General features: G+C 60.2%; 18 protein-coding genes. 9 read left to right on the plus strand and 9 right to left on the minus strand.

Annotated elements, in window-relative coordinates; all coding sequences use genetic code 11:
- The first annotated feature begins 174 nt into the window (after window positions 1–174).
- Window positions 175–660, plus strand: coding sequence for a hypothetical protein (locus tag E4P32_RS20650; RefSeq protein WP_233526702.1), 486 nt, complete (start codon window positions 175–177; stop codon window positions 658–660).
- Window positions 661–1,564: 904 nt separating this feature from the next.
- Here the strand turns inward: E4P32_RS20650 and E4P32_RS20660 are convergent.
- The 3 genes from E4P32_RS20660 to E4P32_RS20670 all read right to left on the minus strand — a co-directional run bounded on the left by E4P32_RS20660 (window position 1,565) and on the right by E4P32_RS20670 (window position 3,510).
- A complete protein-coding gene (locus E4P32_RS20660) occupies window positions 1,565–2,338 on the minus strand; it encodes a DUF2076 family protein (RefSeq protein WP_348533521.1) in 774 nt (257 codons plus the stop codon).
- A 233-nt stretch (window positions 2,339–2,571) separates the two neighbouring features.
- Entirely contained in the window at window positions 2,572–3,027 is a 456-nt protein-coding gene (locus tag E4P32_RS20665) for a MarR family winged helix-turn-helix transcriptional regulator (RefSeq protein ID WP_116435463.1), read from the minus strand.
- 39 nt (window positions 3,028–3,066) lie between these two features.
- Window positions 3,067–3,510: an SRPBCC family protein gene (locus E4P32_RS20670; protein WP_116435464.1), complete on the minus strand. Its 444-nt coding sequence runs from the start codon at window positions 3,508–3,510 to the stop codon at window positions 3,067–3,069.
- A 139-nt stretch (window positions 3,511–3,649) separates the two neighbouring features.
- Here E4P32_RS20670 and E4P32_RS20675 point away from each other — a divergent pair, with 139 nt between their 5' ends.
- Window positions 3,650–4,693: a DMT family transporter gene (locus E4P32_RS20675; RefSeq protein WP_116435465.1), complete on the plus strand. Its 1,044-nt coding sequence runs from the start codon at window positions 3,650–3,652 to the stop codon at window positions 4,691–4,693.
- Between the two features lie 94 nt (window positions 4,694–4,787).
- Here E4P32_RS20675 and E4P32_RS20680 read toward each other — a convergent pair whose 3' ends face one another.
- The 5 genes from E4P32_RS20680 to E4P32_RS20700 all read right to left on the minus strand — a co-directional run bounded on the left by E4P32_RS20680 (window position 4,788) and on the right by E4P32_RS20700 (window position 9,796).
- Window positions 4,788–5,579 (minus strand): MetQ/NlpA family ABC transporter substrate-binding protein, encoded by a 792-nt coding sequence (locus E4P32_RS20680; RefSeq protein WP_116435466.1) that lies wholly within the window; start codon window positions 5,577–5,579, stop codon window positions 4,788–4,790.
- A 118-nt stretch (window positions 5,580–5,697) separates the two neighbouring features.
- On the minus strand, window positions 5,698–6,888 hold the full coding sequence (locus tag E4P32_RS20685) for a cytochrome c (RefSeq protein ID WP_116435467.1): 1,191 nt from the start codon (window positions 6,886–6,888) through the stop codon (window positions 5,698–5,700).
- Window positions 6,885–7,700 carry an ABC transporter ATP-binding protein gene (locus tag E4P32_RS20690; protein ID WP_116435468.1) on the minus strand — a complete coding sequence of 272 codons (816 nt, stop codon included), beginning with the start codon at window positions 7,698–7,700 and terminating at the stop codon, window positions 6,885–6,887. The genes E4P32_RS20685 and E4P32_RS20690 overlap by 4 nt, the downstream gene beginning before the upstream one ends.
- Window positions 7,694–8,722 carry an ABC transporter permease subunit gene (locus tag E4P32_RS20695; RefSeq protein WP_116435469.1) on the minus strand — a complete coding sequence of 343 codons (1,029 nt, stop codon included), beginning with the start codon at window positions 8,720–8,722 and terminating at the stop codon, window positions 7,694–7,696. The genes E4P32_RS20690 and E4P32_RS20695 overlap by 7 nt, the downstream gene beginning before the upstream one ends.
- Before the next feature lie 36 nt (window positions 8,723–8,758).
- A complete protein-coding gene (locus tag E4P32_RS20700; protein WP_116435470.1) occupies window positions 8,759–9,796 on the minus strand; it encodes an ABC transporter substrate-binding protein in 1,038 nt (345 codons plus the stop codon).
- A gap of 351 nt (window positions 9,797–10,147) precedes the next feature.
- Here E4P32_RS20700 and E4P32_RS20705 point away from each other — a divergent pair, with 351 nt between their 5' ends.
- Entirely contained in the window at window positions 10,148–10,717 is a 570-nt protein-coding gene (locus tag E4P32_RS20705) for an OsmC family protein (protein ID WP_116435471.1), read from the plus strand.
- 71 nt (window positions 10,718–10,788) lie between these two features.
- Here the strand turns inward: E4P32_RS20705 and E4P32_RS20710 are convergent, their stop codons facing one another.
- On the minus strand, window positions 10,789–11,700 hold the full coding sequence (locus tag E4P32_RS20710; protein WP_116435472.1) for a prolyl oligopeptidase family serine peptidase: 912 nt from the start codon (window positions 11,698–11,700) through the stop codon (window positions 10,789–10,791).
- 279 nt (window positions 11,701–11,979) lie between these two features.
- Between E4P32_RS20710 and E4P32_RS20715 the strand changes: the two genes are divergently transcribed.
- The 6 genes from E4P32_RS20715 to E4P32_RS20740 all read left to right on the plus strand — a co-directional run bounded on the left by E4P32_RS20715 (window position 11,980) and on the right by E4P32_RS20740 (window position 19,908).
- Window positions 11,980–12,450: a (2Fe-2S)-binding protein gene (locus E4P32_RS20715; RefSeq protein WP_116435473.1), complete on the plus strand. Its 471-nt coding sequence runs from the start codon at window positions 11,980–11,982 to the stop codon at window positions 12,448–12,450.
- Window positions 12,447–14,708 carry a molybdopterin cofactor-binding domain-containing protein gene (locus E4P32_RS20720; RefSeq protein ID WP_167747548.1) on the plus strand — a complete coding sequence of 754 codons (2,262 nt, stop codon included), beginning with the start codon at window positions 12,447–12,449 and terminating at the stop codon, window positions 14,706–14,708. Before E4P32_RS20715 ends, E4P32_RS20720 begins: the two co-directional genes overlap by 4 nt.
- Before the next feature lie 90 nt (window positions 14,709–14,798).
- On the plus strand, window positions 14,799–15,221 hold the full coding sequence (locus E4P32_RS20725) for a CHRD domain-containing protein (protein ID WP_116435474.1): 423 nt from the start codon (window positions 14,799–14,801) through the stop codon (window positions 15,219–15,221).
- A 576-nt stretch (window positions 15,222–15,797) separates the two neighbouring features.
- Window positions 15,798–17,081 carry an MFS transporter gene (locus tag E4P32_RS20730; protein ID WP_233526718.1) on the plus strand — a complete coding sequence of 428 codons (1,284 nt, stop codon included), beginning with the start codon at window positions 15,798–15,800 and terminating at the stop codon, window positions 17,079–17,081.
- 44 nt (window positions 17,082–17,125) lie between these two features.
- A complete protein-coding gene (gene garD, locus E4P32_RS20735) occupies window positions 17,126–18,715 on the plus strand; it encodes a galactarate dehydratase (RefSeq protein ID WP_116435475.1) in 1,590 nt (529 codons plus the stop codon).
- 134 nt (window positions 18,716–18,849) lie between these two features.
- A complete protein-coding gene (locus tag E4P32_RS20740) occupies window positions 18,850–19,908 on the plus strand; it encodes a beta-propeller fold lactonase family protein (protein WP_116435716.1) in 1,059 nt (352 codons plus the stop codon).
- Window positions 19,909–20,097 lie beyond the last annotated feature (189 nt).

Raw genomic sequence — 20,097 nt, forward strand, 5'->3', positions numbered from 1 at the left:
GACGAGTGCAAGTTGGAGGCACTTAGTGAGCCTCCTTTGGAACAGTTCCTAGATGGCTACTACTGCACTAATTGCGAGATTGGTTTTGTATCGGATTGCACCATAGACTCTTAGTTTTGGTGCCCAGCGTATCTCAATAATGGATACCAGCAACCGGCCAAAAGCAGTCGTTGAATGAAACCGGTCCATAAGCTATGGAAGATACATATTATGTCTCTGGACATGAATCTTGAGATTGAAGGTGGCTCACCAGATTGGGCAGCCTTAGAAAAGGCGGCAAAAGCCGCTGGAGTCGTGGAATTGACCAATTCATTTCCGCATCCAGAAAGAAAATCGGGGGTGACTAACTTTTATAAAACGGAAGAACAATTTGATGGCTGGTTCTTGAAGTCGAGAACTTCTTTCCGTTTGCACAAAAAGGCAAGTCTTGGAAACATCTCTGCAGAAGGAGTGCATGGCTGCGATTTCAAAGTGCAATATGTAATTGTCTTTCGCCCGCCGAATAGCGGATATGACGAATTCGTAGAGGAAATCCGGATTTTCTTAAGTATCTTAGCGGACCTGTCTTCAATGCAATTCGTACTCTCATTTCAATATGAGGGTGTCTATGCAACTCACAATGCGACTGGCTTCAGCTTCCATTGGGACAAACCAAAATAGACGTAATACGCGAGATGTTCGCAACCGGCCAGGAACAGTCTAACTTTATCCTTCAAATTGAGATTTGCGATGCAGAATATCTGCGGTATATGTCAACGAAAATTGAATCAGAGCGATGACCCTTTATCAGCTGATTGTGGTGGTGACTGCTGGGGATGTATTGGTGAAGTTGAGGCTGAAGCGGGGGATGCTATTGCGTTGGCGAAGGTAAGGCGAGAATTTTTTCTTGGCCTCCGACCTGGGTGGGAAGAATTGAAGACTCAAAAAAAACGCTCTTGATGATGCCCGCAATCGGCCAAGAGCGACTATAAAGATTTTTTTTGTAAATTTATGAGATAAGTACTATGCCTATCATCTTCGGCCCCAATAACTCACGCTATTCGTATACAGGCAGTCCGTGTCCTCACACTGACCTTGCTTTTGAGTCGAGTGCAGAAACACTTGGCGAAGCACTTAAGGCGTACGAAGATCACTTCGATGTATCTGTCGTGCCATGCGCAACTCCGATTGACCCGAGCGATACGGACGTGAAATATTTTGTCTTTACGAACAACAAAACATCAGCTTCAACGTACGTAGACATTCATGTTTTTCGCGGAGACCACGAAATCTGTCCCAAACAGAATCTTGACTTCGAACTTCTCAGTAGTGACATGATTGAACTGGGAGAACTTTTCTGTTGACGAACAAGAGCGAACTGCCTAAATCTCGATTGAGATTGGCAGAAAAAAACGTTACAAGTACCTTGCAGGAAAGTCCGCAATCGGCGGCAGAAGCAGCAATCCAATGGTCGATCGTCCAGCACTGAAAATATCCGGCAAGCCAAAAATAACAAAGCCTGCATCCGCAGGCTTTGTTATTTGTAGTCATCAATCCAAAATATTCAACTGCCCAAGCAGCGTGCTTACGCCATGGAGTCGTCGTAGCCACCGCTGTCGCTACTGTCGGCAAGGTCAATGTTGCTCAGATCGGCAAGGTCATTGCCGGACGCCGCTTCACTGCTGCTGTCGTCGCGGGCTTGAGCATGTCCCTTGTCGGCGTTGTCGCCGTAGTAGTTGTTGACGGTGGTGTTCTCGACTTTTTCCACCGGAGCGCTCAATCCGTTCTGATGCGCCGATCCTGAGCCGCTGCCGTTATTCATCATATGTTCGATTCCCTGGTACAGGAAAGCGCCACCCGCCACGCCGGCGGCGGTGGCTGCGACGGTTCCCAGCATGCTGCCCATGCCGCCGCCAAAAAATCCCGGGGAGGGCGCCGGAGCCGTTTGGTATTGCGGAGCTGCCTGTGCAGGCACCGGCGCAGGCGCGTAGGCCGGCGCATAAGCAGGGGGCGGATCGGAACGCACGGACGCCGCAGGCGCATTGCCCCAGGCATTGTTGTTGAGAAAGCTGGGGGCGGGGGATGCGCCTGATTGCAAGGCCTGTACCTGACTTTGCAATGATGCAATCTGCGCCTTGGACGTGACGAGCGCCTGATCCATCAATAGCGCTCGTTGCACCAGCAAGTAGGCCGCATCCGGCTGCTGCGCGACGGCGGCGGCAATCATTGCATCAGCTTGCGCATCTTTGCCGACGCCGCGGACCTGCGTCAGTTGATTGAGAAAATCTTGTAGAATTTGTGTTTCCTGAGGACTCATGATGCTTTGCTCCCGGCCTGTGTAATACGCAACATTGAACATGACATAAACGTGACGATATGCGGCATCGTCGTTAGGTGACCCGCGTCCTGATTATGCGCTTGATATCGTCCCGCGTTTGTGTCCGCAATTGCAAAGTTCGAAACAGCTTGTAACTTGATTTCAGCAATCGGCCAGAACGGCGCGCATTGCAAACTGCAAACAAGAAAAGCCCGCTATTGCGGGCTTATTTCCTCCGAAAATTCCAACTGCCGGATCTGGTGCCAACCCTGCAGTCATTCCTTATCGAGAAGTTTTTGAAACAGCGACACCAGGCTGGACTGTTGCTCGCCTAAAGGTGCAAAGAACTTCCGATCAACCGCCTCCACGATAACGACCGCCTTCTGCGCGAGATCGCGTCCGGCGCGGGATACCGAGATTACCTTGGCCCTGGTGTCGGTAGGATGGGCTTCTCTCTCGAACAGGCCATTTGCGAGAAGCGCCCTGACTACCTGAGAAGTCGTCATCGGATCGCTGCCGGTAAGCTGCGACAGCCGCATCTGCGTAAGCGGCTCTTCGGAACCGAACCATGTTGCGACGGCCAGCATGACGAATTGCGTATGCGTCAGACCCAGCGATTGTAATGCGGCGCGCTGCTCACGCTGCCACGTGTTGGATATGCGCCAGAGCAAGAATCCCGGACTGTCAGACGGTCCTTTATGGCTGGTCGGAAGTGGCTTGGGCTTTGACATTCATTCCTCAATGCTGTTGGATGCAAGGTGCATGATGGTTCATCCGTTTCCCCGCGCTTCCGCTTGCTGCGCAAGTGCACGCAAGACGTCGGGAAAATCGGCGGAAACGCCCGCGCAAATTTCTTCGGCGCCTTCACCCGTGACGTCGATTGCGTAGGTAATTTGATGCGTTCCGTCTGACAGCGGACGGACCTCATGTTTCACGCGCACGATAACATCGCCGAGCGTGGTTTCGTCAGTGAACGAATTGGGTTCGCTGACTTCGACCAGTTGCGACTGGATGATGTCCTGATCAGGCAGGACCATCGTCATCCAGGCGCCCTCGGCGAAGGGACCGTCAATGACGCAAGAGTGCACGCCTGCATTCCAACTCTTCCAGTCGGGAACGGCCTTGAAGAACTCCCAGACAGTCGCGGCGGATGCTGTGGTGGCGTGATGATATGACGCAGTGGCGTGTGTAGTGTCAAACATGGCGAACTCCATTTAATAAGTTTGCTTATGATAAGTGCGCTTATTTAAATGGTCAATTACTTTTTCTGCTTCGTTCCGGGTCCCGTGCCGTATTTCAGGCGAGAGAAGTACAATGAATTTCCGTTTCATTGCACGCCACACAGGAATTGACATGCCATCTTCTTCGATGTCCAGCGGGATCAAAGCGGCGCTGATGGCCGCTTTTCTATTTGGATCTGCGACTCCGCTTGCCAAGTTGATCCTGGCCAACACATCTCCCTGGTTGTTGGCCGGTTTGTTCTATCTGGGTTCCGGTATCGGCCTTGCTGTCTACCGGAAAATGACGGGTGCAGCAAAAGTGAATCTGCCTCGCGAGGAGCGGCTTTGGTTTGCCGGTGCCATCATTTCCGGCGGCGTCGTCGCGCCTGTCTTGCTGATGACCGGCTTGACCTCAATGTCCGCGTCGGGGGCGTCTTTGTTGTTGAATGCGGAGGGCGTATTTACTGCGCTTCTTGCCTGGTTCGTGTTCAAGGAAAACGTTGACCGGCGCATCGCCCTCGGCATGCTGGTCATCGTCTCCGGGGCAATCATTCTCAGCTGGCCCGGCACCGCGGACTTGTCAGCGCTGTGGCCTTCATTGGCAATTCTTGCGGCGTGTCTGGCCTGGGCCGTGGACAACAACCTGACGCGCAAGGTGTCTCTCAACGATGCGTCATGGGTGGCGTCAGTGAAGGGACTGTTCTCCGGTTGCACGAATCTGCTGCTTGCGTTGCTGATGGGCGCCAGCTTGCCTTCAGCAGCAGTCGTGATCGGGGCGATGACTCTCGGATTTCTGGCGTATGGGGTGAGTCTTGCTCTGTTCGTCGTGGCGCTGCGCCATCTTGGGACTGCCCGCACCGGCGCCTATTTCTCTATTGCGCCTTTTTTTGGCGCGCTGCTGGCGCTGATGTTGGGTGAGCCCGTGACGGCGCCGCTGATAGTCGCGGGGCTATTGATGGCGTTCGGTATCTGGCTGCATCTCTCGGAGAAGCATGAGCATGCGCATATTCATATTGAAACTGAACATGAGCATGAACACGTACATGATGAGCATCATGAGCATGCGCATGATCCTGCGGTGTTGGCGGGCGTACCGCATCGGCACAGGCATCGGCATTCCAGGATCGAGCACACGCATGCGCACTTTCCCGATTCGCATCATCAGCATACGCATTGAACCTGAACGCCCGCAATTGGCGGCGGCAACAGATATTCACACCAAAGAAAAAGGAGCCGCACGGCTCCTTTTTTCGTACTGAGATCGTTCAATCTCACCAGGCCGGAATCACCGTGCCGTTGAATTTCTTGATGATGAATTGCTTGATCTGCTCCGATTCGAAGATCTTGATGAAGCGCGCAATGCGCGGGTCGTCCTTGCGGTCGGCGCGGGCGGCCCAGATGATGGCCCATTGCGAGGTCTTGTCTTCCAGCAGCAGCGCGTCTTTCGGATTGAGGCCGGCCAGCACGCCCTTGTTGAGCGTGATGACGCCGGCGTCGATGTCGACCAGCACGCGCGGCAATTGCACTTCGTCGAGCAGCACGATGTTGAGCTTCTTCGGATTTTCCGCGATGTCGGCGACGCCGGCGTTGGTGTTGGCATCTGTCTTCAGCTTGATCAGCCCGGCCTTTTGCAGCAGGAACAGGGCGCGTGCTTCATTGGCCGGATCGTTCGGGATGCCGATCTTGGCGCCTTGCGGGAAGGCCGCCAGCGACTTGTGCTTGGCGGAGTAGATGCCTGCCGGGGCGACGTAGGTCGGCTTGATCGAGACGATCTTGTAGCCGCGCGATTCATTCTGTTTCTGCATGTACGGCACGTGCTGGAAGTTGTTCAGGTCGATGTCGCCGGCCTGGGTCGCTTCGTTGATCTGGGTCGGTTCGGTGAACTCGATCACCTTGACCGGAAAACCTTGCGCATTGGCGATCTTGGCGGCTTCCTGCAGGAAGTCGCTGAACGGGCCGGGCGAGGCGCCCACGCGCAAGGGCGCATCGGCGGCGAAGACGTTGGCGCTGAAGGCCAGTGCGGCGGTGAAAAGGATTTTCTTGGTCAGGCTGGTTGGGAACACGGCGTGCTTTCTGGTCGGTAGGAGAGTCGGCGGAAAGTGTAGCAATCGCCTCTGCAATTGCGAACGACGCATTTCTCACGACGATATGCGGTTTTCTTCTTAGCTCTGTACAGGTCGGTCAGGGTGTCGCATGCACGAAACCGCCTTTGATGAAGCGCACCGGCTCCGCGTCCATCGCTGCGATCAGCCCGTCGAGACCGCTGGATTTGTTGGATTTGCCTGCCTCCATTTCGGTCGGCGCGCGGCACAGAATGTCGGACTCGGACCAAGCGCCGTTGCTGTCGGCCGGCAGCTTGCGTGCACGCAGCCAGCCGTCGCGGTCGGTCAGCAATTGCGTGCCGGCGAGCTGGTCGCTGTCGATGCCGGTGATGATGGACAGTGCTTGCCAGGCGTCCTTTGAGCGGCTCAGACAATCGATGGCAGGCGCGCCCGCTTGCGGCGCCGGCAGCTTCAGCGCACCGTCGGCGAGGATCACGCTGCGCAGGCGCGGATCGTCGAGCGGTAGCGCTGCAGGTTGTCGCGCCGAAGCCAAGATTACGCGCACACGTTGTCCGTTTGAATGGATCGCCTGCTTGTTGCAATCGCCGGCACCGGTCGGCAGCGCGACCGGCTGGTCCCAGGAACCGATGGCGCGGATGCTGGCGCCGGCGGCATTGGCTTTCATGAAATCGATCAATGCCCAGACGTCGTTGTCGGTGAGCTGGCGTGTGAAGCCCGGCATGGTCGCGGCGCCGTGGCGGTCGCGTGCGCCGTAGGCGATCTTCCAGAACAGCTCGCCGTCGGCGCGGCGCCACAGCAAGCCGCTGGCAAGATTGGGCGGCGACACCGGCAAGGACAGCGCCAGCGGCGTGTCGCCCTTGCCGTCAATGGCGTGGCAACTGGCGCAGCGTTGTTCGTACACTTGCCGGCCATGGACGATGGCGGCGGCGCTGAAACCGGTGGGGGAGGTATGGAAGCTGGTCGGCTCGGCCGGCGCCACCAGCAGATGGCGATCGGGCCACGGCGTGAAGAAAACGATGGCGACCGTCGCCAGCAGCATGACCACGCGGCCGCGTCGCCACGCCAGTGCGATCACCAACGCCAACAACGCCACAGCGGAGAAACCGAGCGCGCTCAGCAGTTGCCGTGCAATGCTGCGATCAATCAGCAGAACGTCGCCGCTGAGGCGTTCGGCGAACGGCCAGGCCGGCTGCCCGTGGCTGGTTTGCGCCAGTCCGAGCGCCGCCAGCGCGTGCAGGAAGCCGTCTTGCAATACCTGGATCGCACCGAGCAGCAGATTGATCCAGTCGGACAAGGACAGCAGGTTCACCAGCTGGCATCCAGTCCCAGGTGGCGCAGCGCTTCGTGGCGCAACTCGGCCAGCCGCGCGTCGCCGCGGTGGCGCGGATAGGGCAGGTCGACCTTGATCTCGGCACGGATGCGCGCCGGACGGTCGCTGAAGATGATGACGCGATTGGCCAGGAACAGCGCTTCTTCGACATCATGCGTAACCAGCAGCGCAGAGAAACCATTGCGCTGCCACAGCGACACCAGCTCGCTCTGCATTTGCAAGCGCGTGAGCGAGTCGAGCTTGCCCAGCGGCTCGTCCAGCACCAGCAACTGCGGATCGTTGACCAGCGCGCGCGCCAGCGCCACACGTTGCGCCATACCGCCCGACAGCTGATGCGGGAAGGCGTCGGCGAATTCGGTCAGGCCGACCAGTGCAAGGGCGTCGTCGACGCGGTGGCGTTGTTCCTTGAGCAGGCCGCGCGCCTGCAAGCCGAGCGCGACGTTGTCCCACACCTTGCGCCACGGGTACAGCGTGGGATCCTGGAACACCACGATGCGCGAGGGATCGGGACGCGTGATCTTTACGCCATCCTGCGTGACCTGGCCGGTGGTGGCCGGCTCCAGTCCCGCGACCAGGCGCAGCAAGGTGGACTTGCCGCAGCCGCTCGGGCCGAGCAGGGCGACGAACTCGCCGGGCGCAACAGTCAGTGAAATATCGTCGAGCACCTGCAGCACGCCGTTGGGCAACTTGAACCAGTGGCTGACATGCTGGATATCGATGTGCGCACCGGTTTTTGCCGGTGCTGTTGTTTGTGCTTGTTGAACTTGTTGCTCGATGGTTGCGTTTACCATTTGACGGTTCCTTTTTGCCACGACAGCGCGCGGTCACGCACCTTGAAGAGCAGCGTGATCAGGCTGGAGCACAGGATCGCCATGACGATCAGTGCGGCGTACATGTTGCTGTAGGCGGCCCAGCCTTGCGACCATTGCAGGTACCAGCCGAGACCGGCCTTGACGCCCATCATTTCGGCCGTGACCAGCACCGAGAACGCCGCGCCCAATCCCATGAACAGGCCGACGAACACTTGCGGCAGCGCCGCCGGGATCGCCACGCGCAGGATCAGGAACCATTCGGAAGCGCCCAGCGTGCGCGCCACGTCGTAGTAGCTCTTGTTGACCGAAGCCACGCCCGACCAGGTCAGCACCGCCACCGGGAAGGCTGTCGCCAAGGCGATCAGGAACACGGCCGCGGCATAGCTCGACGGCGCGAAGAAGAACGCCAGCGGCAGCAGCGCGGACGCCGGCACCGGACCGAGGAAGCGCAGCACCGGATGCACCCAGTAGCCGGCCACGCGCGACCAGCCTATCGTTGCCCCCACCAGGAAACCGACCAGGCCGCCGGCGGCGAAGCCGTGCACCAGCAGGCGCAGCGAGTAGGCGGTGCTGATGCCGAGACGGCCCCAGTCTTCGGTATACACCTCGATCAGGCTTTGCGGCGGTGCGAAGAAGGGCGAAGGCAGCACGCCCAGCTTGGCGGTCAGGATTTCCCACACGCCCAGCAACAGCGGCGCCGCCACCAGCCATTGGCCGGCCGGACGCAGCAGATGGACGATGCGGTCGGCGCGGTCGCCGGCCAGCGTCAGCACCGCCAGCACCACGCCCACCGCGATGGTGGCGTAGCCGAATTCATCGGTGAAGGCCCAGTCGCTGAAGCCGACTTCCTTGTTGGGCCAGCGCAGCGTGATCGCGCCCAGCAGCAGCCAGGTGACGGCCGCCAGCAGGCCAGTGCGCCAGACGCCGACCGCGCGCACGCCGTCGAACAGACCGGCCTGGCCGGCCCTGAGCAGGACATCGTTGGTCGTAGTGGTGGTCATGGTGATCTCCGGTAAGGGGAACGACGATGGATCAGATCAGCCGAGCACGTCGAGCGTGACGTGATTGGCCAGGCGCACCGGATCGGTGGACTTCTTGAGCACGCCGGCGGTGTGGAAATCGCGTGCGAAGTATTCCACTTCATCGCGCAGCGACTTGCCGGTCGGATGATGGTGATAGGTCAGGCTGCTCAGCAGCGCGCGCAGGTCTTCGACCGGCACCTTGGGCGAATACTTGGCGTAGATCTTGGCGGCTTCGTTGGGATTCTCGGCGACATATTCCGAGGCCTGCACGATCGACCGCACCACGGCCGCTGCCGCCGGCTTGTCGTTGCGCACCAGATCACCGCGCGCGCCCAGGATGCAGCAGATCTTGTCCTTGTATTCGCCGACGGCGCTGTTGCCGATTTCGGTGAAGATGCCCTTGTTGCGCTTCTCGATCAGGAAGATGTTCGGGTCGCCGTCGGCAATCGCCTGGATCTCGCCTTTCTTGACGGCGACGTCGAGCAGGTCGGCCGGATAGACGCGCCATTCGACGTCCTTCTCGACGTTGAAACCTTTCTTGGCCAGATGGATGGCGAAGAAGTTCTTGGCCGGGCTGTTCTGGTCGGACACGCCGATGATCTTGCCCTTGAGGCTGTTGATGTCCTTCACGCCGGCCTGGTTGGCGCCGACCAGGCGCAAGCAGCCGCCGTGCGCGCTGCCGATGATCTTGACGTCGAAGCCGGCTTCCAGCGGCTTGAGCCAGCGGTGGATCAGGCCGACGCCGACGTCGGCCTTGCCGGTCGCCAGTGCTTCCAGCAACTGATCGGTGGAGCCGCCCCAGTTCAACAGCTCGACGTCGAGACCGTTCTTTTCGAAGTAGCCGCGCTCCTGCGCCACCACCACCGGCGAAAGGCAGAACGAGATCGCGCTCCAGGCGAAGGTCAGCTTGCGCGGCGGCGCCGACCAGGCATTGGGTGCGACGATGGCGGCGCCCGCGCCGACGACAGCTGCAGCCGCCCCCGCGCGCAGCACGTCGCGACGCGACCAGGATGGAACGGAGAGGACATCTTGCGAGAGACTATTTTTCTTCATTGTTGGGACTCCACTGGGTTGACCGGAGCGGGCTGCGCGAGGACGCGACAAAGACATGGCGCTGACGAGCCGCTGACAAAACAGGCAAATACTAATGAGGACGGGCGGTGCGCCCAAAGAATAAGAATGCGTTTATTTATGCGTCGGGCGCTTGATGTGACGCTGATCGGGCAGGGTGGATGCAGGCTTGACGAGCGCTGTTGGATTCGTTGCTGGATATGTCGCTATCGCAGACGCGGAGCGCCTTGCGCGCGCATATGAATATGCGGAATGCTTCGTTGTCGCGGGCAAATAGCGGATGGAGACTTATGCCCTGCATCCGCATTTGATACTTTATAGAAAGGGACCATCATGACCACGCTCAACCATTACCTCTCCGAAAAACGCAGCGCCGTGCTGGCGCGCGAAGCGCTCATCGACGCCGGCAAGGCCGCGCCCGTTGCGCTGCAAGCTACGGTCAGCGCCGAAGGCCGCAGCGGCGTGCGCCGCATCCGCATCCGCGACCATCAGGTGATCAGCGACAGCCCGCCGGATTTCGCCGGCTACAACCTCGGGCCTAGCTCTCCCGAGTTGCAACTGGGGGTGCTGGGTTCCTGCGTGACGCACATCTTCCTGATCCAGGCGGCGCATCGCCAGGTGCCGGTGGAATCGCTGGAAGTGGAAGTGAGCGGCAAGATCGATCCGCGTGGCGGCCGCCCAGGTTACGAAGACATCCCGATCTATCCGCACGACATCGGCTACACCGTGCATCTGGTGTCGCCGGCGGCGAAGGAAGACGTGGACGCCTTGTTCGAGGCGGTGGAAAAGACCTGCCCGATTCTCAACCTGCTCAAGAATCCGCAGCAGATTCGCGCGGAGATCCGTCACACGCGTAGCGTTGCCGCTGCGGACATTGAGCGGACTGAGCAGGCAATTTCCTGATCGTCCTGATCAATTGCGGGACCGGCGACCGTGTTGCGTCGCCGTGATCCCGGTCTACAAAAAACCTGGTGCTAATGCTTGACCGGTTCGGCATTGAAGCCGATCTTGCCGAGGAACTCCGACACGATCGGCGACCAGATTTCCACGCCGTTGGAGAACAGCGTGTGGCCGTTCTTGGCGAAGGGCGGCAGCAGATGGTATTCGGCGGTGCCGCCGGCCTTCACGAAAGCGGCATGCCAGGCCTTGCTGTGGGCCGGGTTGAAGTACTGGTCGTTCTCGGTATAGATCCACAGCATCGGCGCCTTGGCGGTCTTGCCGAAGTGGACGTACATGTCTTCCAGCCGGTTGCCCTGGCAGGGAATGCCGGGGTGCGAGGCCGGGTCTCCGCCGGAGCCGCCGGCGAAGTTGATGGCGCCGATCAGCCCGGCGGGATGGCGCGCGGTGGCGGCCACGGTTGAATAGCCGCCGACCGACTGGCCGACGAACAGTACGCGCGCAGGATCGACGTAGGGCTGTTCCTTGGCGTATTTCAGTACGGCCAGGATTTGCGTGGTTGCGGCTTCGGCCATCGGTGCGTAGTCCTTGTTGTTGCAGCCGCCGCTGTATTCCGGATCGAAGTCGGTGCCTTGCTGGCCGTAACCGATGCGGGTCGGTACAAACACCGCGAAGCCGCGTTCGGTGAAGTAGCGCACCTGTTTGGTGTAGCGGAAGCGCGGCGGATCGGAGCGGTTGGTCGGGCTGCGGCCGTGGTTGAGGATGAGGATGGGGAAGGGGCCGTCACCGTCGGGTTTGAATTGCGTCACGACGACCTTGCCGGCTTCTTCGCGGCCGTGGAAATCCTTGACGCGCACATCGATCGTGACGACGGATTCGTGCAGGTCGTTGGCAAGTTGCTGGGCATGTGCAGTCGTGACGGCAGCAGTTGCGGCAAGGCTCAGACAAAGCAGAAGGCAGGGCAGAAGGCGGCGCAGGTGGTGATGCATGAATGGTCCCTTGTTGTTCTGATGATGGCGGAGTCGGACGATTATCTGTGAATCAGCTGGCGCGCGCGCGGGAATCTGCACCTTGCCGCAGCAAGTTTTTACGTTCTGTTGTGTGTGTGCCAATCAGTCTTTCAACATGCTGACAAATCCCCTGAAAAGCCCATTCTGCTGCGAATGTCGCCATGCTAGAATCCATCGCGCACCATGCCTCGGTACTGCAAGTGATTTGGAAATCCCCCTCGATTTTTAATAGCCAGCTTCAATGACCCGGAGAGCGTCATGCCTACCATCAATTTCATCGTCAACGGCACGGCCCGTTCCGTTGATGTCCGCGATCCCGACCAACCCCTGCTCTACGCGCTGCGCAACAGCATCGGCCTGACCGGCCCCAAGTTCGGTTGCGGTCTGGGTCAATGCGGCGCCTGTACCGTGCTGCTCGACCAGACGCCCCTGCGCAGTTGCGTGACGCCGTTGTCGGCGGTGGCCGGCAAATCCATCACCACCATCGAAGGACTCGGTACGCCCGACAAACCGCATCCGGTGCAGGCTGCCTTCATCGCCGAGCAGGCGGCGCAATGCGGCTACTGCGCCAACGGCATGGTGATGACCAGCGCCGCCTTGCTGGCATCCAATCCAAAACCGAGTGAAGCTGAAATCAAGGATGCGCTGTCGGCCAATCTGTGCCGCTGCGGCACCCACGTGCGCATCCTGCGTGCGGTGATGCGCGCTTCGGGGAGGACGCCGGCATGAACGCTCCTTTCGCTTCCTTTGATATGCAGATGAGCCGGCGCCAGTTGCTCAAGGCCGGCGGCGCGCTGGTGGTGACGCTGCTTGCTCCCGTGACGGTGCTGGCTACCGAACAAGTCTTGCGCGACAAGGCCGGGAATGCACAGGCGCATGCGCTGCTCGACAAGACACTCGATGCCGGCGCCGTGGACGGCTACATCGCGATCCACCAAGACGGTACGGTGACCTTGTTCTCGGGCAAGGTCGATCTCGGGCAGGGGCTGCGCATTGCGATCCGGCAAATGGCGGCCGAAGAACTCGGCATCGGCGTCGACAAGATTGAAATGATCGAGGGCGACACTGCACTCACACCCGACCAGGGACCGACCGCCGGCAGCAGCGGCGTCATGCGCGGCGGTGTGCAGATCCGCCAGGCGGCGGCAACCGCGCGTGAGGCGTTGCTCGCGATGGCGGCGGCACGCTTGCAGAAACCGGCGTCCGATCTGATGGTGCAGGACGGCGTGGTGCGGCCGAAATCCGGAGGTGCAGGATTGAGCTTCGCCGAGCTGGTCGGCGGCAAGCGTTTCGATCTCAAGGTTGACGCCAAGGCGCCGCTCAACAATCCGCAACATTATCGCGTGGTCGGCAAGCCGCTGCTGCGTCCCGACGTGCCGGCCAAGGTGACCGGCACGCATACCTATGTCCATGACGTGAAGTTGCCCGGCATGCTGCATGGCCGTGTGATCCGTCCGGCTGCCGAGGGCGCGAACATCGTCTCGGTCGATCAATCGTCGATCAAGAAATTTCCAGGTGTGAAGGTGGTCCGGCTGGGCGATTTCCTTGCCGTCGCCGCGCCCGATGAATGGGACGCGATCCAGGCGGCCGCCGCACTTAAAGTGGTCTGGAGCGACAGCGACAAGCTGATGGGCCACGACAAGGTCGAACTATGGCTGCGCAGCGGTCCGTTCGACGCCGAAGAAACGCTGGTGAAGAAGGGCGACGCGGTCGCCGCCTTGCAAGGCGCCGGCAACAAGATCAGCGCGAGTTATTACTGGCCGATACAGACGCACGGCTCGATCGGCCCGTCGTGCGCGGTGGCCGACGTGGGTGCGAAGCAGGCGACCATTTACACCGCCTCGCAGGGCACCCATCGCTATCGTCCCGCCTACGCGCAGATGCTGGGCATGCCCAATGAAGCGGTGCGCCTGATCTACGTCGACGGCGCCGGCTGCTACGGCATGAATGGCCACGACGACGCCGCCGCCGATGCGGCGCTGATGTCGAAGACGCTGGGAAAGCCGGTGCGCGTGCAGTGGTCGCGCCAGGATGAACACGGCTTCGATCCGAAAGGGCCGCCGCAGGCGCTGACGCTGGAAGGCGCGCTGAACGCCGACAAGTCGATCGCCGCGTGGCGCACCGAGATGTGGCTGCCGCGCGCCACCGCCAGCTTGCCGACGGTGCCCTTGCTGGCGCCGCAGACGGCGGGCATGCCGCAGCCGAAGGGGATTTCCACCGGACTGATTTCGCAGAACGGTGATCCGCCGTACGAGGTCGCCAACGTCGCGGTCGGGGTGCACTGGCACGACAGTGCGCCGCTGCGTCCGGCCAATATTCGCGCGCCCGGCAAGATCGCCAACATCTATGCGGTGGAATGCTTCACCGACGAACTGGCGGCGCGGGCGGGCATGGATCCGCTGGCGTTCCGCCTGCAATCGCTCAAGGATGCGCGCGGTGCGGAAGTGCTGAAACGCACGGCGGCGCTGTTCGGCTGGCAAGTGCGTGCCGCCAGCGCAGGCGTCGGCAACAAGACGAACAAGCGCGGGCGCGGCATCGCCTATTCGCATTACAAACACAACGAAACCTACGTCGCCATGGCGATGGAAGTTGAGGTCGACCGCGCCAGCGGCGAGATCCGCGTGCTGCGCGTGGCCTGTGCTCACGATTGCGGACTGATCATCAATCCCGACGGCCTGCGCGCGCAGATCGAGGGCAGCATCCTGCAAACCATTTCACGCAGCCTGTATGAAGAGATTCGTTTCGACACGCGCCGGGTGCAGAACGTCGACTGGGCCAGCTATCCCATCCTGGCGTTCCCGGCGGTGCCGGAGTTGCGCATCGAACTGATCGACCGACCCACCATGCCGCCGCTGGGCGGTGGGGAAGCGGCAGCCTCGCCGGTGACGGCGGCGTTGGCCAATGCGGTGTGGGACGCGGTCGGCATCCGCTTGCGCACGGTGCCGTTCACGCCGGAGCGGGTGAAGGCGGCATTGCAGAGGGTTTGAAAAACGGCAGTGGCGCTGCAGCGCTCGCGTTTGTGTTCTACACTGCGCGAGCTGTTTCCCAATAAAGTCCAACATCAAGGAGAACCAAGCATGATCAACGTCAAAGCCAGTCGTATCATCCTCGCCCTGTTCGCAGTCCTGTCGTTCAGCAGCGCCGCCATCGCGCAAACCGTCAGCGTCGACCTCAAGGGCGCCAGCGAAGTCCCTGCCAACAATTCCACCGCCAGCGGCACCGGTAGCATCAGCGTCGCCGCCGACAAGAGCGTGAGCGGCAAGATCACTACGACCGGCATCGAAGGCAAGATGGCGCACATTCATACCGGCGTTGCCGGCGCCAATGGTCCGGTGCTGGTCGGCTTGACCAAGGACGGCGACAACGGCTGGACCGTTCCTGCCGGCGCCAAATTCACCGACGAGCAATATGCCGCCTACATGGCCGGCGGACTGTACGTCAACGTCCACACTGCTGCACATCCGGGCGGTGAAATCCGCGGTCAGCTGCTGCCGAAATAAGGCGCCGCAGATTGCGAGCCGGATTTCTCTCCGGCGTCAGAAGCCATCCTTTCGCGAGGGTGGCTTTTTTGTGGGCGTACGGTTTGTCCGGTGAGAGGATGGTCGTACAACCTAGCTGGTTTTGTTGCGTGAAAGGCAGTAATGGCGTAACAACGGGAGGGCCTGCGACCTTGAAATTTGAATGATTTCAGTGCTTTTTTGGCGCATTCCTGTTTGGGGGATATCAATACTGTAGCGGTCTTTGGCGGTTTTCGAAGGCCGGGCAATAATTCCATTGCCAAACCAAAAGCGTGTGTTTATACTGCATTTCATGTTGTATGATGACTGATAACAAATTTATCAAACAGCAATCCCATAATAAATACTGCCGCTGCCGCTTCGTCGGACAACGTCAAACATGAGCAGGAGACCGCGCTTTCGCCGCATTCCGGTTTATTGTCTTGTCGTCTCCGTAAAGGCCTGAGCGCAGTTCCGGTCAGGAGATAGTCCGTGAGTGTCAATCAAGTCGGCGCCGCCATCAGTGCAAGCGCCAAGGAAAACATCAAGCCGACCCATGTCCGCTATCTGATTCTGTTCATGTTGTTCATCGTGACGACGGTCAACTACGCCGACCGCGCCACGCTGTCGATTGCCGGCACCTCGATGAAGTCCGAACTCGGTCTTGATCCGGTGATGATGGGCTACATCTTCTCGGCGTTCAGCTGGGCCTACGTGCTGGCGCAATTGCCGGGCGGCTGGCTGCTGGACCGTTTCGGCTCCAAGAAAATTTATGCGCTGAGCATTTTCCTGTGGTCTTTCTTCACGCTGCTGCAAGGCGGCGTCACCTGGTTCGGCACGGCCGCTGCGGTGGTGTTGCTGTTCCTGCTGCGCTTCATGGTTGGCCTGGCGGAAGCGCCGTCGTTCCCGGCCAACGGCCGCATCGTGGCGTCGTGGTTCCCGACGGCGGAGCGCGGTACGGCATCGGCCATCTTCAACTCGGCGCAGTATTTCGCGGCAGTCTTGTTCACGCCGCTGATGGGCTGGATCACGCACGTCTACGGCTGGCACCATGTGTTCACGGTGATGGGCGCGGTCGGCGTTGTGCTGACCTTCATCTGGATCAAGATCATCCATAGCCCCAAGGATCATCCGATGATCAACCAGGCCGAGCTGCAGCACATCGAGCAGGGCGGCGGGCTGGTGGACATGGACCAGGCCAAACCGAAATCCGCCGCAGGCACTGACGCGGGCAAGGCCAAGTGGGGCTACATCAAGCAACTGCTGAGCAACCGCATGCTGCTGGGTGTGTACATCGGCCAATACTGCATCAACACGATCACCTATTTCTTCCTGACCTGGTTCCCGGTGTACCTGGTGCAGGAGCGTGGCATGTCGATCCTGAAGGCAGGTTTCGTGGCGTCGATTCCGGCGGTGTGCGGCTTCATCGGCGGCGTCGTCGGCGGCCTGATTTCGGATCGCCTCATCAAGCGCGGCCATAGCGTCACCATGTCGCGCAAGATTCCTATCGTCGGCGGCATGCTGCTGTCGACCACGATGATCCTGTGCAACTACGTCGATGCGCAGTGGATGGTGGTGGGCATCATGGCCGTGGCCTTCTTCGGCAAGGGTGTCGGCGCGCTCGGCTGGGCCGTGGTGGCCGATACCGCACCGAAGGAAATCGTCGGCTTGTCGGGCGGCCTGTTCAACACCTTCGGCAATATTGCCGGCATCACCACGCCGATTGTGATCGGCTATATCCTGAAGGAAACCGGTTCGTTCAGCGGCGCACTTATTTTCGTCGGCGCCAATGCGCTGGTGACGGTGATCAGCTATCTGGTCATCGTCAAGGAAATCAAGCGCGTCGAACTGAAGCCGCTTTGATCTTGTAATAACCCGCAGAAAAATTGCAGCAGATGGGAATAGCCATGAACACCGAAACAAACAGCCAAGCCAACATCAACGTCAACGTCAACGCGCCGCGTTACATCCTGATGCACGAGAACGACAATGTCGCCATCGTCGTCAATGACCGCGGCCTGCCGGCCGGCACCGTGTTCCCGGATGGCCTGACGCTGATCAGCCAGGTGCCGCAGGGGCACAAGATCGCCCTGCGCGATATTCCACAGGGTGAGGCGATCATCCGTTACGACGTCGCCATCGGGTATGCCGCGCGCGACATCGCCAAGGGCAGCTGGATCGAAGAATCGGTGGTGACGCTGCCGCCGGCGCGCGGACTCGACAACCTGCCGATCGCCACGCGCAAGGCGCCCGCGCTGGCTTCGGTGCCATTGGAAGGCTATACCTTCGAAGGCTATCGCAACGCCGACGGTTCGGTCGGCACGCGCAACCTGCTGGCGATCACCACCACCGTGCAATGCGTGGCCGGCGTGGTCGAGCATGCGGTCAAGCGCATCCGTGAGGAATTGCTGCCGAAGTATCCCAACGTCGAAGACGTGGTCGCGCTGGAACACACCTACGGCTGCGGCGTCGCCATCGATGCGCCCAACGCCGACATCCCGATCCGCACGCTGCGCAACATCAGCCTCAATCCGAATTTCGGCGGCCAGGCGATGGTGGTCAGCCTCGGTTGCGAAAAGCTGCAGCCGAATCGCCTGCTGCCGGAAAGCATCATCCCCATCCACAAGGCAGGTGAGGCGTACGTGGTCTGCCTGCAGGATGCGGAACACGTCGGCTTCAACTCCATGATCGATTCCATCCTGAAAATGGCCGAAGCGCGCCTGCAGGAACTTGACAAGCGCCGTCGCGTGACATGCCCGGCCTCCGATCTGGTGGTCGGCGTGCAGTGCGGCGGCAGCGATGCGTTCTCGGGCGTGACGGCCAACCCGGCGGTCGGTTTCGCCACCGACCTGCTGGTGCGTGCGGGCGCCGCCGTGATGTTCTCGGAAGTCACCGAAGTGCGCGACGGCATCGATCAGCTGACCTCGCGCGCCATCAACGAAGAGGTCGCGCAAGCCATGATCCGCGAGATGGACTGGTACGACAATTACCTGCAGAAAGGTGGTGTCGACCGCAGCGCCAACACCACGCCCGGCAACAAGAAGGGTGGCCTCGCCAACATCGTCGAGAAGGCCATGGGCTCGATCGTCAAATCCGGCAGCAGCCCGATCTCCGGCGTGCTGGCTCCCGGCGACAAGTTGAAGCAGAAGGGTTTGATTTACGCCGCCACGCCGGCCAGCGATTTCGTCTGCGGCACCTTGCAACTGGCAGCCGGCATGAACCTGCACATCTTCACCACCGGCCGCGGCACGCCTTATGGCCTGGCGGCAGTGCCGGTGATCAAGGTCGCCACGCGCAACGATCTGGCGCGGCGCTGGCACGACCTGATGGACGTCAACGCCGGACGCATTGCCAGCGGTGAAGCGACGATTGCCGACGTCGGCTGGGAACTGTTCCAGCTGATGCTAGATGTCGCCAGCGGCCGCAAGCAGACCTGGGCCGAGAAGTGGAAGCTGCACAATGCGCTCACGCTTTTCAACCCGGCGCCGATCACCTGATTCGTTCCGCTTCATTGAGCGTCATTCAGCCTTCATCAGGTTGCAAACATAAAACTACAAGCTCCCGCGTCATCGACAGCGGGAGCATTTTTTCATCAACGGGAGGAAACATGGAATTCGGAAAGTATGCGCTGATGGCCGGCGCAGCAGTGCTGGGCTGCGCGGCCGGTATCGGCGCCAACGCAGCAACAATGGTGTACGTGTCCAACGCCGACAGCAAGGACATTTCGGTCTTGCAACTGAACAAGGACGGCAGCCTGAAGCTGGTCGAGCAGGTGCCGACGGGCGGCACGGTGATGCCGCTGGCGTTCAGTCCCGACCACCATCGTTTGTATGCCTCGCTGCGCTCGCAGCCGTATTCAGTGACGACCTTCGCGGTCGATCAGCAGAGCGGCAAGTTGAAAGCGCTGGCGACGGTTCCGCTGGTCGACAACATGGCGAACCTGGCGACCGACAAGACCGGCCGCTTCCTGTTTGCCGCGTCCTATACCGGACACAAGATCTCGGTCAATCCGATCAGCGCCACCGGCCTGGTGCAGGAGCCGGCCACCGTCATCAACACGGGCAAGAATGCCCACGCCGTCGGCAGCGATCCGAAGAACAATTTCGTCTTCGCTTCCAACCTCGGCAGCGACGTCATCCTGCAATTCAAATTCGACGCCGCCACGGGCAAGCTGACGCCTAACACGCCGCCATCGGTCGCCACCAAGGCCGGCGCCGGTCCGCGTCACTTTGTGTTCCATCCGAACCTGCGCTACGTGTTTTCCACCAACGAGCTCGACGGTACGGTGAACACGTATGCCTACGATGCCGCGCAGGGTACGCTGACGCTGAAGGGCACCGTCTCGGCGGTGCCGGCAGGATTCAAGGGTGATGCCCCGGCTGCCGCGGATATCCATCTGACGCCGGATGGCCGTTTCCTCTATGCATCGGAACGCACGTCCAGCACCTTGACGGCTTACCGGGTCAATGCCAAAACCGGTGAACTGACCATCATCGGCAACTTCGCCACCGAGACCCAGCCACGCGGATTCAACATCGATCGGCAAGGCAAGTATCTGCTGGCGGTCGGACAAAAATCGAACGGTCTGACCAGCTACGCCATCAACCGTAAAACCGGGGCGCTGAAGCCTTTGCAGCACTATGAACTGGGCAAGAATCCGAACTGGGTGGAGATCGTCGCGTTTCCTTGAGGACGTGCGGTTCAGCTTGAAAAAATCCCTCGCAGGCCATGCCGTGCGGGGGATTTTGCATTGGCGCATCAAACTTGCCGTTCCGACAATGCTGCAGTTGATGTTGCTCAAAAATCGTGCAAAAAATCGCCTGCGACGTTTTTCCTTGCTCTAAGATTGCGCAGAGCACGTCCGCGTGTATCGAAAACT

The sequence above is a fragment of the Herbaspirillum sp. 3R11 genome, from assembly GCF_004563925.1.
GTDB lineage: Bacteria > Pseudomonadota > Gammaproteobacteria > Burkholderiales > Burkholderiaceae_D > Herbaspirillum.

What these genes read in the sequence shown, in the direction of transcription:
- E4P32_RS20650 (WP_233526702.1), top strand. Translation starts at nt 175, where the DNA reads ATGAAACCGGTCCATAAGCTATGGAAGATACATATTATGTCTCTGGAC.
- E4P32_RS20660 (WP_348533521.1), bottom strand. Translation starts at nt 2,338, where the DNA reads ATGTTCAATGTTGCGTATTACACAGGCCGGGAGCAAAGCATCATGAGT.
- E4P32_RS20665 (WP_116435463.1), bottom strand. Translation starts at nt 3,027, where the DNA reads ATGTCAAAGCCCAAGCCACTTCCGACCAGCCATAAAGGACCGTCTGAC.
- E4P32_RS20670 (WP_116435464.1), bottom strand. Translation starts at nt 3,510, where the DNA reads ATGGAGTTCGCCATGTTTGACACTACACACGCCACTGCGTCATATCAT.
- E4P32_RS20675 (WP_116435465.1), top strand. Translation starts at nt 3,650, where the DNA reads ATGCCATCTTCTTCGATGTCCAGCGGGATCAAAGCGGCGCTGATGGCC.
- E4P32_RS20690 (WP_116435468.1), bottom strand. Translation starts at nt 7,700, where the DNA reads ATGGTAAACGCAACCATCGAGCAACAAGTTCAACAAGCACAAACAACA.
- E4P32_RS20695 (WP_116435469.1), bottom strand. Translation starts at nt 8,722, where the DNA reads ATGACCACCACTACGACCAACGATGTCCTGCTCAGGGCCGGCCAGGCC.
- E4P32_RS20700 (WP_116435470.1), bottom strand. Translation starts at nt 9,796, where the DNA reads ATGAAGAAAAATAGTCTCTCGCAAGATGTCCTCTCCGTTCCATCCTGG.
- E4P32_RS20705 (WP_116435471.1), top strand. Translation starts at nt 10,148, where the DNA reads ATGACCACGCTCAACCATTACCTCTCCGAAAAACGCAGCGCCGTGCTG.
- E4P32_RS20710 (WP_116435472.1), bottom strand. Translation starts at nt 11,700, where the DNA reads ATGCATCACCACCTGCGCCGCCTTCTGCCCTGCCTTCTGCTTTGTCTG.
- E4P32_RS20715 (WP_116435473.1), top strand. Translation starts at nt 11,980, where the DNA reads ATGCCTACCATCAATTTCATCGTCAACGGCACGGCCCGTTCCGTTGAT.
- E4P32_RS20720 (WP_167747548.1), top strand. Translation starts at nt 12,447, where the DNA reads ATGAACGCTCCTTTCGCTTCCTTTGATATGCAGATGAGCCGGCGCCAG.
- E4P32_RS20725 (WP_116435474.1), top strand. Translation starts at nt 14,799, where the DNA reads ATGATCAACGTCAAAGCCAGTCGTATCATCCTCGCCCTGTTCGCAGTC.
- E4P32_RS20730 (WP_233526718.1), top strand. Translation starts at nt 15,798, where the DNA reads ATGTTGTTCATCGTGACGACGGTCAACTACGCCGACCGCGCCACGCTG.
- garD (WP_116435475.1), top strand. Translation starts at nt 17,126, where the DNA reads ATGAACACCGAAACAAACAGCCAAGCCAACATCAACGTCAACGTCAAC.
- E4P32_RS20740 (WP_116435716.1), top strand. Translation starts at nt 18,850, where the DNA reads ATGGCCGGCGCAGCAGTGCTGGGCTGCGCGGCCGGTATCGGCGCCAAC.